This is a genomic window from Euhalothece natronophila Z-M001, from assembly GCF_007904085.1.
In the GTDB taxonomy this organism is placed as follows: domain Bacteria; phylum Cyanobacteriota; class Cyanobacteriia; order Cyanobacteriales; family Rubidibacteraceae; genus Halothece; species Halothece natronophila.
This window is the reverse complement of sequence record NZ_CP042326.1, coordinates 620376-634953: the sequence shown is the minus strand read 5'-3', so window position 1 is coordinate 634953 and position 14578 is coordinate 620376. Positions and strand designations below refer to the sequence as shown.

The window sequence follows — 14578 nt, the reverse complement described above, 5'->3', positions numbered from 1 at the left end:
TTATTTCTCCTGAAAGCCAAGGACAATTACTTGGGGTGATTCTACTTCCTTTGAATAACTAACTCTCTCTTGGTGAGGAATAATATTTAATGGTAAGTGAGATTGCTCTGTGGCTTCAAAAGTATTTGCTAAATTTTCTACATTTTGACGCATCGTCGTTAAATAGTATTCAGGCTCTAGGGAATCAGAATCGCCCGTTTCAATGGGATCAAATACACTTACAGTAATATCTAGGTCATCAGCTAGGGCTGAAAAGCCCTCTTCTGCTTGCGGTTCAGTGAGAACTGCTTGAATATTATACTCTGTGACTGTATCCATGACTCGTCTGACATCATCAGGAGACGGATTTTCTGCAGGAACTCCCACTAAGTATTCTGAACGCAGATCGTAGCTGTCAGCAAAGTAATTGGCTAAATCATGAAACACCACAAAGGTTTGCCCAGCATAGGGGCTGAGTTTTTCTGAAAGTTCTTCGTCTAGAGCTTCTAATTCCTCAATATAAGCAGCAGCGTTCTCGGTATAAACCTCTTCTCCTGCAGGATCAACTTCGATTAAGCCATCACGAATGTTCTCTACTTGTTGGATGGCACGTTTAGGATCAAGCCAAATATGAGGGTCATAGTCTCCGTGATCGTGGCTATGACTATGCCCGTTATCGTGATCGTGGGTATGATCATGCCCATTATCGTGGTCATGGCTGTTTTCATGATCATGGTGGTTATCATCGTGGCTATGCCCATTATCGTGGTCATGGCTGTTTTCATGATCATGGTGGTTATCATCGTGGCTATGCCCATTATCGTGGTCATGGTCGTTTTCATGATCATGGTGGTTATCATCGTGGCTATGCCCGTTATCGTGGTCATGGCTGTTTTCATGATCATGGTGGTTATCATCGTGGCTATGCCCGTTATCGTGGTCATGACTGTTTTCATGATCATGGTGGTTATCATCGTGGCTATGCCCGTTATCGTGGTCATGACTGTTTTCATGATCATGGTGGTTATCATCGTGGCTATGCCCATTATCGTGGTCATGGCTGTTTTCATGATCATGGTGGTTATCATCGTGGCTATGCCCATTATCGTGGTCATGGCTGTTTTCATGATCGTGGTCGTGGTCATGACTATGTCCATTATCGTGGTCATGATCATCAGCATCAATTTCGCGAGCCGCTTCTATTTCATCCCACGTTAGGGCTGCAATCCCTTGACTGGTGTCAATGGTGTGTAAATCAGGATTATCAGCACTGTCAATCGTATCCTCTAAGAAAAACTCCATATCCAAGCCATTTTTAACCAAAACATCGGCATTGGCAAGCATTTGAACATCCCCCGGTGTTCCTTGATAGTGGTGCGCTCCAGACTCAGGGGGAAGGAGTTGTTCCACTTCTGCGCGATCGCCGACCACTGCTTTAGTAAAATTAGTCATTGGTATAAAAGTGGTGACAATTGTTAAGTCCTCCGCTTCATCAACGTCGTCTGCTCCGTTCGTGGCAAGATCGTTAGGTTCACAACTGGCTAAACCTAGTGCAAAGGCAGAAGCAAGAATCAGTGGTAAGCGTTGTCCTAGTCTATTGGGCATCTTCTTCATTATTACTCAACTTCTATTTAGAATGATAATCATTATTTTTTAATAACCACAACTAGCTATTGCTGAAAGTAAACCGCTTTTAGGCTAGTGTGAAAATAGTTATCATTATGCCTCACCTATCCTCAAGTTAGCAACACTTGAGTTACGACTGCTCAGGTTATAAGACAGCCTGTCTTTTGATTCTTATACGTCACCTATCTTATTTTATAAGCACTGAAGTGAAAAAAATATGGTTCTATGATTCGGAAAATAATTGCATCTCTTCTGTTAGTGACTTTCTTAGTTATTGCTTCTCCTGTTCAAGCGGCTCCTAGTGGTGAGCAAATTTTTCAGGCTAACTGTGCGGCTTGCCATGCTGGTGGAGGCAATCGGATTATGGCAAATAAAACTCTAAAACAAGATGCTTTAGCTCGATACAATATGGACTCTAAAGAAAACATTGTCCAACAAGTTACCAATGGAAAAAGAGCGATGCCTGCATTTCGAGGAAGATTAACTTCATCTCAAATTGAGGCAGTTGCTGAGTATGTTTTAAGCCAAGCAGAAAAAGGCTGGTAATAGTTTATAGTGATTCCAAATAAAAAACAGCAACCTAAAAGTAGTGGGAGCATCTTGCTCCCTAGTAGCAGCCAAGATGGCTGCACTACGGAACTGAATTGGAACGACTATATATAGCGTTTCTTAGTCTATTGAGGTACAAACTGAGTTATTAGTCATTGGTCATTGGTTTACAAACAACAAAGGACGAAGGACAAATACCTCATGAGATTGAAAACTGCTATAGCAGGGTGCAAAATGATGTACCTTGCTTTTTATTAATTTTAGAAATGTAAAAAAAGATTGAGTTAAGAGGTTAGTTGATGTTACGTCTTGTTCAATTCCTAATGATTCCATTTATGATTATCTCAATGGAATTTCCAGCCGTCGCTACTCCTTTAGATTTAATGACGTTGGGAGTTCAACAAATTCAAGAAGAAAACTATCAAGAAGCTCTGTTAACGTTTGATCAAGTTTTAAAAGATGAGCCTGAAAATTCTCAAGCTAGACAATATCGTTGTTTAACACAATTAAACTTAGAAAAATTAGAAAGCGCGATCGCGGATTGTTCTGCGGTTATTCAAGAAAATTCTAACTCAATTAATGCTTATCTTTGGCGAGGGTTAGCTTACTATCGCCATCAAAATTATAACGCTGCTATTAATGACTATAATTACATTTTAAGTCAAGAACCAAACCATACTCAAGCCCTATATAATCGGGGATTAGCTTACAGCGCGATCGCGCAATTACCTAAAGCTCTCTCTGATTACAACCAAGCCCTAGAAAATACCCAGCATCTTAGTGAACAAGAAAAAGCAACCATTTATAATGATCGAGGGATTGTCTATTTAGAACAAAACCAATACCACCAAGCAAGACAAGACTTTTCCCAAGCAATTCACTTAAACCAAAATGATAGCCGTTCGTTATATAACTTGGGATGTGTCTGTCATTATTTGGGAGAACATAAGACTGCAATTAAACACTTTACTAGGGCTTTAGAAAAAGCACCGAATAATCCCTCTTACTATGTCAGCCGAGGATTAGCCTATTATCAAGTAAATGATACTAATTCCGCCCTCAAAGATTTAATGACAGGGGCAAAACAGTTTCAATCTCAAGGAAATCAAAAGGCGCGACGAGAAATTCTCCAACTCATTAACCAACTGCAATCAAGTCGTGTCAGTCGCCTTTCCTAATCTCGCATTTCTTAAAAAGTTGCTACATCTAACCCCAATTTATAAGCAAGTGATGTGCGAGAAGTTCTGAATGGAATATTTTATTTCTTCCATAAATGCTGTCAGTGGAGGGCTTGGTTCACGATCTACCTCCTTGGACAGCAGTTTCGCAAATGGCAAAAGTTAGGCGCTTTCCGTCGGCTCACTACGCGAGATTAATTACTGCTACTTGTTGAAATTTACCTAAGAAAAAATACTCTCTCTTAAACTAATTTAATATATATATTTTAAGCAATCCTATCTTTTATTAAGAAAAGCATACTTTTTATACAAAAATAATAAATTAACCATTAAGATCAAAATAGAATATAAAATCATCTTAATAAAAAACAATGAAATTAACTAAATCTCGTTTAGTAATCGGTTACGGCAATCGCGAAAAATCTGATGAAGGGGCTGGATGCCGTATTGCTGAAATTATCCAACAACAAGACTGGAAAGATACAGAGGCTCTCAGCGTTGAATATCTTACTCCTAGGCTTGCTTCTTTCATGATTCAAGCAAAAACAGTTGTCTTTGTTGGCTCTTATGTGCCATTTAACAACCTGAAACCAGAGATAATTGTTAAACATTTTCTTCCTAATTCCAAAAAGGAGAAATTTGAAATAAATTCTTTAGACCCGCCATCTGTACTGCTATCTTTTACCCAGTTGACTTACCATAAACAGCCCAATGCTTTCTGGATTTTGATACCAGCAGTTAATTGTCAAAAAGGGAACAATTTTTCAAGTTCAACACAAGAAGCGATTCAAAATGCCATTACCTATCTAGCTGCTCAAAAACCGATGGATATTATTCCATCCGATCACTCAGTTAATCGCTCCAGTAAAATAAGTCTTTCATCACCAAAAATAGGAGGTCAAAAAATGGATGCTATTCAATTACTATCCCGAAAAGAGCAAGGGGAACGAATCTTCTCCAAAGTTAACCTACATGGTGCCAATTTAAAAGGAGCCAATCTGGAAGAAATTGACCTTAGTGAGGCTGATTTAAGCCATGCTGATTTAACTGAAGCTAAGTTATCTAGAAGTAACCTTAGTTCTGCTAATTTGACAGATGCTGACCTTGATTATGCTGATTTAAGGAGTGCTAATCTGAGTCAAGTAAACTTGATCGGAGCGAGTCTAGTTGGGGCTAAACTGGGACGAGCTAATTTAAAAGGTGCTGACGTGAGAGGTGCTGATTTCTCTAATGCTGATCTAAGCGGGGCAATCTTAACGGATGTCGAGTTAAGCGCTGCACTCCTGACTGGTGCCAATATTGGGGATGTTGAATTACAGCAAGTAGCAACTGAGCGCGGTATTTCTCATAAGTGGATTAGTTGGTCAGGTTCTTAATGACTTACCCTGCCACTCCCCATTCATTATTGAGCAGATGCCCCGACGCATCCTGCGACTAAACCTCAAGGGTTAGTCGTTAGTCAGAGCTTACGCCTTCCTTAACGGAAGGTGCCTGCTTCTGACCGTTGGTTAAGAATAGCCTTTTCAGACGGCTTCACTGACTTGCAGAACGAGCATCAAGTTTATCCAATAATTTCAGCCCTTGTTCGGGATTACCTCTGGATGCCATCGCTTGGAAACGAGTATGAGCGTCAAATTCAGTTAGCGCAATCGTTGAAAGTTCTTCCATCAGTTTATTAACACTGATTCCTCGACTTTGGGGTGACATACTCCCCAACCAATCTTTCGATGTGGTTGGGGCTTCTCACCAACTCCACCTATCGGTTCGGATACGAGTCGGAGCTTTATTTTACTTCTCCCGGATGCCCCTCGGTTGAAGGTTTCTCAGAAATTAATTCTGTATCAATTAGTAGGTGGCGATTAGCTCTTGAATATAAGGCCTACTTTATTTATCTTACCACAACTGGGCTGATTCATGAGGGGCTGTCATCTGGGGTCTCCCCAGATGTTTATACGCCCCGTCTACCGACTAAATTAAAATTGACGAGTGACCCTGCGCCGTCGTACGGCGCAAAGGAACGCGCGAGTTGTAGTCGTAGGATTCTCAGCCCTTCTGCTAAAGCTTTGAGACGTTCATGTTTCTCCTCTGGGATGCGAATCGTGAGAGTTGCCATTTTTACTTATCTCCTCATCATGTCTTCTGGTTTTAAGATTGATAACTCGGGAAAGAGTAATTCGGTTTTCTGAAAATCTTTAACATTATTAGTTACGATCGCGATCGCGTTCCCTGCTACGGCAAGCTCAATTAAATGATTGTCCGCTTGATCCCTCAGATTTGGTCGCCACAAATAGTAGATATTAATCCACTGACAAACACTTAAAAAGGCTTCCAGCAACGCCTTGCTCTCAGACTCAGAAAGTGGACAATTGGCTTGAATTTCTTTTCGTTCAATCACCGATTCATACTCCAAAAATAGAGCATTCCCCATTAAGGGTTGATAACTACCTTGCAAACAACCTCGGATCAGTTCCCGACTGGGTCCAGTCACTCCAATGAATGCGCTGATATAGTGATTCCAAATAAAAAACAGCAACCTAAAAGTAGTGGGAGCATCTTGCTCCCTAGTAGCAGCCAAGATGGCTGCACTACGGAACTGAATTGGAACGACTATAAGTTTGGAATGGCAGTGATTTGGAAGGATAAGGAAGCCTCGACTAAGCTAACACTGTAGTCGAGGAGGATTCACGGGGAAATAGATTACTCAGGGTTGACAAAAACCGCTGCAGTACGGGGGGGAATTTCAAATTGACCTGTTTCTAGATCAAATTGTGATCTTTTAACCACATTATCCCGAGAATTGCTTTGTACGGGATGTAAGACCATCTTAGACCCTGCAAACTCAGGAATTGTAATTTTCTTTTGGAACTTATCCGCATTAAAGAAAACCGCAATCTGGTTATAGTTGGGATCTAAATTATCCCCGACAGTGTCACTGATGGACATGGCGATCAAAGCATCTTTTTGGTCTTTTCCCATATTATGAAACTGCACCCGCTGTTCAATTTCTTCTTTCGTTCGCAAACGGAATAAAGGAGAACTACGGCGGATTTTCAGAACATCTTGGAAATGACTGACATTATCCAAAATATGCTCCTCTGTTGGATCAAATTTGGAATTTCGTAATAAGGGAGCCATGATTTCCCATCGTTCTTGATTATTCCAAGCAGGGGGCAATCCCACGCCAAAATTACTCTTGGTATAGGTAAAGTCCACGCGATTAAACCAGTCTCCAGAGTCATAACTATTATGATCTAAAGACTTAGACCGCAACATATCACTTCCTAAATGGAAAAAGGGAATCCCTTGACTCAAACCAACAAGACTTAAACCCAAATTCTGAGCGCGAACTCGCTCTTTCATGCTGGTAACAGCACTTCCTGAGTGACCCAGAGGCAGCTTGAACATATTTAAGTCAAAGAGGGTTTCATTGTCATGCTTGGAAATATAGTTGACGGTTTCTTGGGGATCTTTAACATAACCCGTTCCATCCAGTTCTAAGCCAGAGACTTCATTATTATTTTTATCAATAATGTGGAAGTCTTGCAGGCTACCTGCGAGGTTAATTCGCAATTTATCAGTGGTTGTCCGCAAATTATTGCGAAAGCGGTCATTATAGAAATAACCATTCCAATCATAGGATTGACCATTAATGAAGCCTTGACGGTGGATTTCTTCTGGATTGGTAGAATACCCCCCATGAACGGCATCACGGATTTTATCGTTAAAGGTGCCGATGCCAGTACCAGCCATGTTGTATTGATTGGCGTGATGGAGTCCTTTTCCTTTTGCTGAACCAAAGTCCCAACCTTCACCGTAGAGGTAAATATTGCTGCCATCTACCCCATCTTGGGTGGGGGTCATGCGACTAATGGTGTCTCGTAATTCCACCATGTTATCTACTGTGTGCAGGTTCATCAGGTCAAAGCGAAAGCCATCCACTTTATAGGCTTTAATCCAACGCTTAATCGTGTCCACCATGAGTTTTTCCATCATGTCAAACTCGGTAGCGGTGTCAGCACAACAGCTAGAGTTAACTTGATAGCCTTCGTTGTTATAGCGATGGTAATAGCCAGGAACTACTTTATCGAGAACAGCTTGGGTATAAAGCCCATTGGCAAAGGTATGGTTATACACCACATCCATCACCACTTTTAGGTCGCTTTCGTTAAGGGCTTGCACCATTTTGCGAAATTCAAGGATGCGTGTGGCATCATCTTGGGCAGTGGCATAACTGCCTTCGGGAACGCCGTAATGATAGGGATCATAGCCCCAATTAAAGCTATCGTTTCCGCGAGTTGAGCCAATAATGGCTTGTTGCTGTACTGAGTCGCGGGCAAAGCTAGCAAGAATATCAGGATTGGGGTTAATTCGCGCTTGGGGATTTTCTTCAACGGAGGCAAAATCAAATGAAGGTAAAAGATGGATATGGGTTAATCCAGCTTCGGCGAGATCATTGAGATGACTCATGCCGTTGGAGAGAGGTTTGCCATTTTTTCCGTTATAGGTAAAGGCGTTAAACGTCCCCCGATCGCGCTCTGGCACTTTGGCATCATTGCGGCTAAAGTCTCGAACATGAACCTCATAAATTGCCATGTCTTCAGGGGCAGTTAGAGGAGATTTACTAATCTGATCCCAGCCTTCAGGCTTTAATCTGGGGTCTTCATACAAGTCCACCATCTGACTGAGGCGACTATCTTCAGATAGATTCACCGAGTAGGGATCTGTGACAAAGGTTTTCTCAAATTTTCCAGTACAGGGAACATAAACTTCCACCTCATAGAGATAATACTGCCGATCCCAACTGCGATCGCCGATCACTGTCCAAACTCCTGTTTCTGGATCAAACTGCATTTCGTGAGTATAGGCAGTTGTATTAGGATTGGGATCCTCATACCGATGGAGAGTAACAGATTTAGCTGTGGGAGCCCACAGTTTCAGCGTTGGCGTACCGAAATTATAAATTACCCCAAGATCGCCACTATAGCTATAAAGATCATCGAGAACGCCTTGCAGTTGAAGCCCTGTGGCATCAATGAGTTTGCCATTTTCATCATAAGCCGCGATCGCGGTTTCACTTTTCAAAATGGCTGGAATCAGAGGTTTAGCCGCCGACGGAATTTGCCAACGATCATAACCACCAATATTGGGAAATTTCGGATATTCATCCCAAAGGAATTGTCCTTTTTCTCGGAGAGTAATTCCTTCCCCACTGCGAACTGGCACTCGTACATCACCACTGGGGGCATAATGAAGCTCATAAGTTACCCCTGCGCTTTGATTCCAAGCAATGTTATTTTGGTTAATCCACAGCGCCTGTCTTTGTTCTGGAGCATTGGGAACTGGACTAACGGTTAGACGACCATTGCCGCCACTTTGCCAGCGCACACTTCCAGTATCTTCTTCAATACAGCGTGTGGTGTATTCATATAACCCCGTATTAGGGCTAATTATTGCACGATACTCATCATTTTGATTGGTATCGCCAATATAAGACATGGGAGTAGTAGTAACGTTTTGCCAATTGCCACCAAAACGCTTTACTTCCCCCCAGTAAAGTGTGCAAGCAATATTATTGCTTTGTCGGTAAGAAGGAGTCACTCCCTTTTTATAGACTTGGGTGTAAACACTAAAAGATTCCCCTTTCGGCAGAATAATATTGGAATTGCCTGAGGGAAACATATTGCCTACCCAATTTAGCGCGGAATTGGAATCAGCAAAAGCGGGCTGACTCCAAACAAAAAAGAAGGCAATAAGGCTACATAAAATTATTTTTTTCCAGGAAGAGGGTTTACTTCCTCTCCCTGTTACCTTCGAGAGGATTTGAGTCATGTGTTACGGACGGTATTTCGTGTTGTAGAAGAAGTCGTTTTCAAAACGAGGACGCTCAATGGGTTCTTCTGCTGGAATATCTCCAGTGGGTTCAGGTTGATAGCCATCAGCTTGGACTAAACCAACCACCCCATAAGCATCCAAAGAAAACTCTACCTCATGATCGGCGGCTTTGATAAATTTGGGATTATTTTCTTCGCCACCGTAAATTGCGCGATCGCTGTCTAGAGCAACTTCAAATTTCGCATCTTCGGGGAATACAGGAATTTTATAATTCTCAATTTCATGATCCCCTAAATTCGTTACCGCATAAACTCGTTGTCCTGTTTCAAAATCAATCCGCTCAAAAGTGACCACTTTATTTTCATGATCCACCCAATGCAACATATTACGGTGCATATTATAGGGAGCAAACGCTGGTTGTGCGCGGAAAAAGCGTTTCATATCTCCTTGAAACTGCACCATTTGCGCCACTTCCTCTTCTGTCAACTTAGACCAGTTAATAGGGGCGTTACTATTCAGGTTTCCTTCCTGCATCGTCCACAGTTGGAACATATCTAAATAGTAGGAACTGGCAAAGAGGGTTAAGGCTGACCAAGAACGGATCTTCTGGTTATGTTCTCCCCCATCAATTGCATCAGCTAAATACCGACCTCTTGCTTGAAAGGGGTTACCAGGATTAGCAAATTCATCATGATTCCCTGGATAATACAACATAGCAAGGGGCCAGTCTTCAGAGAGCATATAATCTAGCTTGCGAGTGTCAATCTCATCCACATATTTGAGTAGATTTTCCGTAAACCAGAGATAAAAGCGATCGCTGTAAGTCGTGAGTAAACCAGCGCCACCATTATCGCGCGATCGATTCAGGTAAGGATCGCCAAAATACCCCTCGCCAATAACCACTGACTGAGGACGATATTTATCCACGGCCGCTGTTAATTCTTTTAAGAACTCCCGTCCGTAGGGCTGGGCATCAATACCATTGACATTATCAATGCGTAAGCCATCAAACCCATAATCAATTAAGTTCACTAATCCCGCATCAATCAAATTTTTCCGAATTTCTGGGGTGTAATTAAAGCGACGGGTTCCCCACTCTGTCCAAGCGGCACCATACAACTCCCCTCCATCTTGGGAAACATATTGGGAAAAGCCAGCAGGGGCAAACTCTCGCGGCGGGTTATTCCCCCGAGGCGAATAGTGACTATAAACCACATCCAAGAGAACAGCTACATCAGACTTATGAAAAGCATTCACCATTTGCCGCAGTTCATCAGGGCTACCAAAGTCGGGATGTTTCCCATAAAAGCTAATGGTTTGATAACTGTATCGCCAATCTGGAAGATACTCAGCCCCTGGTTCCCAAAAATCCACATGGGTATCGAGAGGCATAAACTCCACGGTGTTATAGCCTAATTTTGCCATAGCTTCGGGGAGTCCACACTCGCGGACAAAATTGTATAAGCGAGGGATGTGTTCTTCCCCCGTATCCCCATAAAAGTCAGAGTCAGGATTTTGACATTGCCATTTCATTGCCAAAGAGAGAACATCGGTTTCAGCAATGGTTAACTGCTTACCGCGTAAATCTAACGTGGGGGCGCGTTCTTCTTCAGGAATAGGGGTGGGATTCCAGAACACAGAATTTAATTCATGGCTCTTTTGATCTTCATAAAATCGCTCATTAAATGCAGGGGTAGAAAGTAAAGTTGCCCCTAAATCCACCCGTTGTTCTCCATCTTGATCCACTAAGCGATATTGTTTCTTATGATAGTCATTAGGGGGAAGGGTGACAGCATGGACATGAGGATTTTGTTCCGTAGGTTGCAGGGTATAAGCCGCTAAGTTGTCTGTGTCTCCCCAATTATTAAAGTCTCCAATGACATGGAGGCGTTCAAAATCATTACCCACTAAAACCCGTAAGGTCACTGAACCATCTTCATGAAATTTTGTACCAACTTGGGGGTCAAAGATATCTTTTTCTGGCTCTTTTTCTAACTTTTCTACTGAGGCTAAGTGTAGGGATTTGACATCAGGGCTAACCACAGGCTTTTTCTCCATGGGGGCAAAATCATTAATTTCCGTAGCAGAAAGCCCTGTTAGACGGTTAATATCTTCAATTCCCAGATAGCGCAACGCATAGGATTCTTTCGGGATTATTTCCTTAACTGTAGTTTCTTCACTACTACTACTCGGTTGCACCGATTCTTGAACATTGATAATTAATTGTTGTACCGCTTCAATGACTCGCAAAACCCCCTGTTTGAGGGTATTAAAAAAGCCAGACCAAAAAGAACCAGAGCCATCACTTTCAAAGGCAAGTTGCAGCGATCGCGCCGCATCAACAACCCCTTCCTCTATTGACTCCCCTTCTGGAGATAAATTGAACTTAATGGTTTTGCCTGTACTATCTGCTTGGTTATCTTGCGTAGAGGACACATTAAAAACAAACTGTACTTCCTCTTTGCTAGAATCTGTAGCAAGATCAGACGATGGCGAGACAACACTCAGTTGGTAAGCTAGCCAAAGCGAAATAAAGTCCATATATTATACTTTGTAATTTATATAACAGCAAATTTAGAATTGGGAATATCAATCTTGATCAAAAGTTGCAATTTCTTGACATCGATTGATAATAGCTAGGTTGATTACACTTAACATACCGTTAATAATACACATATTAGCTTAACAAAACAAATTTAACGATACCTTACTTGATAAAAATGGCAATTAATGTTAGTTCTCTAATTTCAAAATTTATAAAAGAACGTCATCTGGAAAATTCACAAGATTGGGCTTGTGGCTACTCACCTCAATATCTCTCGCAAGTGACGCAAGTTTATTCCGATGGCACAGTGGATCTGTATCTTGCAGTGTATTTGCCAGAAGGAGATAAAAATCCTGAAGCTTTTGCAGTAGAAGTGAATGTTGATGGGACGTGGAAAAGACTAAGTCCCCCTGATCAAGAGCATCCCGTTTGGTGGTTGCAACTCGAAAATATTGCCGAAGGAACAGAAGTAACCTTTCGCTATAAAAAATCAGGACAAGATTGGCAACCGATTGTTCCCCTTAATAATCTTGCTAACCGCTATGAAAAAATTTATGTTCCTAGTCTTACTTATCAATGGCAACATCAACCACCAAATATTAATCAGGGTCGTGTCTTGCTAGAAACCACTCTCGAAGGGCTACTATTTGGCTATAAAAATGGCAAATACGCCCCGAATAACCGTGATGAAGATTTAGTGAATCAATCTCTGGCAAGTCGTATCCTGAAAACTGATCTTCCAGGGTGTTTAGCAGACTTGGGAATTGATGAAATTATGGCTCCGGTTGGGGCTTCTGTGGCAAATCGTAGCAGTTTAAATCCAAAGTATAATTATTTAACTTACAATTTTGTGGAATTAGATTGGCAAATTGGGTCGCCACAAGAGTTTAAAAAATTAGTTGATCGCTTTTACAAGGAGAATATTCAAATTATCCCTGATCTCATTTTTGCTCACCAGGTCAAGAAACCGTTTCCAGGATCGATGGATGAAGTAGAGGGATTAGACAATACAACCTTTGTGGATTATGAGGCTTATTTATTTCGAGATTATGGCACATGGATGTTAAATCTTGCTATCCCTGAACTTCGGCGGATGTTAATTGAGAAAATTATCTCGTTTATTAAAACCTATCATCTGAAAATTATTCGGATTGATTATATTGATGGTTTAATTTTGCAGTATTGTCAGCGTGACGAAAATTATGCCGAACAGTTTTTACGGGAGTTAAAGGCGGAGTTGAGAAACGTTTGTCCAGAAGTGCTTACTTTGGGAGAAACCTTTGAGGTGTCGCAAAATCCAGTGGTACAGGACTTTATTGATATCTTTTATGCCCCAATGGGCTTTTCTATTGTTGAGGAATTGTATAAGCCTGTTGCCATTCGAGATCATCATTTAGTTCCTAATACCGACGCGATCGCGCATCATATTAGTGATGTTGTTCATTCCCAACGCCCAGAAGCCGTTTATGCCCAACTCCATGATGAAACTTGGTTCTGCCCTCATATTCTAGCTGGTCGCCCTCATGTTAACTGGGCGTATGGCGGTCATCCAGCACAGTTAGCGAAAAATCAGGGTCAAGAGTTGATAGAACTGGGGGCATTAAATGAGCATCATCTTTTAGATTATGTGCGCCGTACGGTGCGACTCGCAGAAGCGATGACCATGTTTATTGCGCGATCGCGCTATATGTTTACCCCTGGAGTGGATAGTCTCAGTTTAGGGGCCTTAGATGATCCCCAAGAATGGAAAGTCACTTGGGAAGGCATGACCCCCGAACAATCAGAAACTTGGCAAGAGACGGGGTTATCGCCGCTGATCATCTATCAGACCCATGAACAGCATCGCCGTGACATGATTAAGTTGCGGAATATTTTTCGTCACTATACCAAACTCAATGAAGAAGGGCGAGAGTCTTTAATCTTCCCCGAAATGCACCACAGTAATAGTAGTACTGGCTTAATTTGCGTTTTCCGCCGTAGTCATTTTAGTAAAGAGGAATCACTATTGATTGTTTTTAATTTAGGAACACAGACCTTTGCTGGCGATGAAAGGTATGAATTACCTGTTCCTGAAGGATTTTTCGGTCAGTGGCAGGTTATTTTTGATGGGGAGAGTTTAATGGCGGGATCGCAGTCTGTTTTAGAGCAATTTCAAACCTGCACTGCCTATCAGGAAGGAATAATGCTCGACACCACCACTGGTCAATACTCCAATAATCCTCATGTGATTCCCCTAAAAATTGGGGCAAGAAGTCTAGTTGTGTTGAGGTATAACGGAGAGTAAGGGCTTGATCTGGGAGGACAATCGGGGGTTAAAACTTGCCCCTGTGCGACCTGTTACGAGCCACATGAAAGAACGCCCCACATCACGGGCAATCCGAAGCGTTGTTTCCGGGGATTGGTCAGAGGGAGCAGGAACACGGGTAAACGTAATGCCACGACTACCAAAAATGATCATGCCAATGGCGGTAGAACGTGGCATATGATGATCAGAGGTAATGAGATAGACATGGGAAATATGATTCTGTTTCAGGGGTTCGATCATTGTGGTGAAATTTGTAACCGTATCTGTCGCGCGATCGTCATAATGAACCCGATCCGGATCAAGGTCATGTTCTTCTAATATCCGACGACCTTCAGGATAAGTCCCTGAAATCCAAATTTCGAGATTAGGGTGTTGCTGACCAAATTCTGCAGTAAAGTCTTCCCGAAACAAATCCCCCCCTAGCATGAGGATAGCTTCCGGTTCAGGATTTTGGAGTTTAACCAGTACAAAGCGAACCGGAATCGAGATGATAACGGTCAAGATAGCCGCTAATCCGACTATAAGTAGAAAACGAAAGGGTTTGCGAGACAACATGACAACAAG

The 14578-nt window shown here is 42.0% G+C and carries 11 protein-coding genes; 4 read left to right on the top strand and 7 right to left on the bottom strand.

Annotated features, from left to right (window positions below; translation table 11 throughout):
* Positions 1–1584 carry a metal ABC transporter solute-binding protein, Zn/Mn family gene (locus tag FRE64_RS02870; RefSeq protein ID WP_186708946.1) on the bottom strand — a complete coding sequence of 528 codons (1584 nt, stop codon included), beginning with the start codon at positions 1582–1584 and terminating at the stop codon, positions 1–3.
* A 246-nt stretch (positions 1585–1830) separates the two neighbouring features.
* On the opposite strand from FRE64_RS02870, the gene petJ reads away from it, so the two are divergent.
* From petJ to FRE64_RS17800, 3 genes are all read left to right on the top strand, one after another.
* Entirely contained in the window at positions 1831–2151 is a 321-nt protein-coding gene (gene petJ, locus FRE64_RS02865; RefSeq protein WP_146294582.1) for a cytochrome c6 PetJ, read from the top strand.
* A gap of 302 nt (positions 2152–2453) precedes the next feature.
* Complete coding sequence (locus FRE64_RS02860) at positions 2454–3332, top strand: tetratricopeptide repeat protein (protein WP_146294581.1); 879 nt, start codon at positions 2454–2456, stop codon at positions 3330–3332.
* 371 nt (positions 3333–3703) lie between these two features.
* On the top strand, positions 3704–4708 hold the full coding sequence (locus tag FRE64_RS17800) for a pentapeptide repeat-containing protein (protein WP_246140379.1): 1005 nt from the start codon (positions 3704–3706) through the stop codon (positions 4706–4708).
* A 157-nt stretch (positions 4709–4865) separates the two neighbouring features.
* Here the strand turns inward: FRE64_RS17800 and FRE64_RS02845 are convergent, their stop codons facing one another.
* The 5 genes from FRE64_RS02845 to FRE64_RS02825 form a co-directional block, all read right to left on the bottom strand.
* Positions 4866–5000: a DNA-binding protein gene (locus FRE64_RS02845; RefSeq protein ID WP_246140378.1), complete on the bottom strand. Its 135-nt coding sequence runs from the start codon at positions 4998–5000 to the stop codon at positions 4866–4868.
* A 280-nt stretch (positions 5001–5280) separates the two neighbouring features.
* Positions 5281–5445: a toxin-antitoxin system HicB family antitoxin gene (locus FRE64_RS17370; RefSeq protein ID WP_186708934.1), complete on the bottom strand. Its 165-nt coding sequence runs from the start codon at positions 5443–5445 to the stop codon at positions 5281–5283.
* A gap of 6 nt (positions 5446–5451) precedes the next feature.
* On the bottom strand, positions 5452–5820 hold the full coding sequence (locus FRE64_RS02835; protein WP_246140377.1) for a PIN domain-containing protein: 369 nt from the start codon (positions 5818–5820) through the stop codon (positions 5452–5454).
* Positions 5821–6029: 209 nt separating this feature from the next.
* Complete coding sequence (gene pulA, locus FRE64_RS02830) at positions 6030–9161, bottom strand: pullulanase-type alpha-1,6-glucosidase (RefSeq protein ID WP_146294578.1); 3132 nt, start codon at positions 9159–9161, stop codon at positions 6030–6032.
* A gap of 3 nt (positions 9162–9164) precedes the next feature.
* Positions 9165–11705, bottom strand: a complete 2541-nt coding sequence (locus tag FRE64_RS02825; protein ID WP_146294577.1) for an alpha amylase C-terminal domain-containing protein — start codon at positions 11703–11705, stop codon at positions 9165–9167.
* A 179-nt stretch (positions 11706–11884) separates the two neighbouring features.
* Here FRE64_RS02825 and FRE64_RS02820 point away from each other — a divergent pair, with 179 nt between their 5' ends.
* Entirely contained in the window at positions 11885–13993 is a 2109-nt protein-coding gene (locus FRE64_RS02820; protein WP_146294576.1) for a hypothetical protein, read from the top strand.
* On the opposite strand, the gene FRE64_RS02815 is transcribed toward FRE64_RS02820, so the two are convergent.
* The gene (locus FRE64_RS02815; RefSeq protein ID WP_246140376.1) at positions 13964–14515 is read right to left on the bottom strand and encodes a YdcF family protein; all 552 of its coding nucleotides are present in this window, start codon (positions 14513–14515) and stop codon (positions 13964–13966) included. The genes FRE64_RS02820 and FRE64_RS02815 overlap by 30 nt on opposite strands.
* Positions 14516–14578 lie beyond the last annotated feature (63 nt).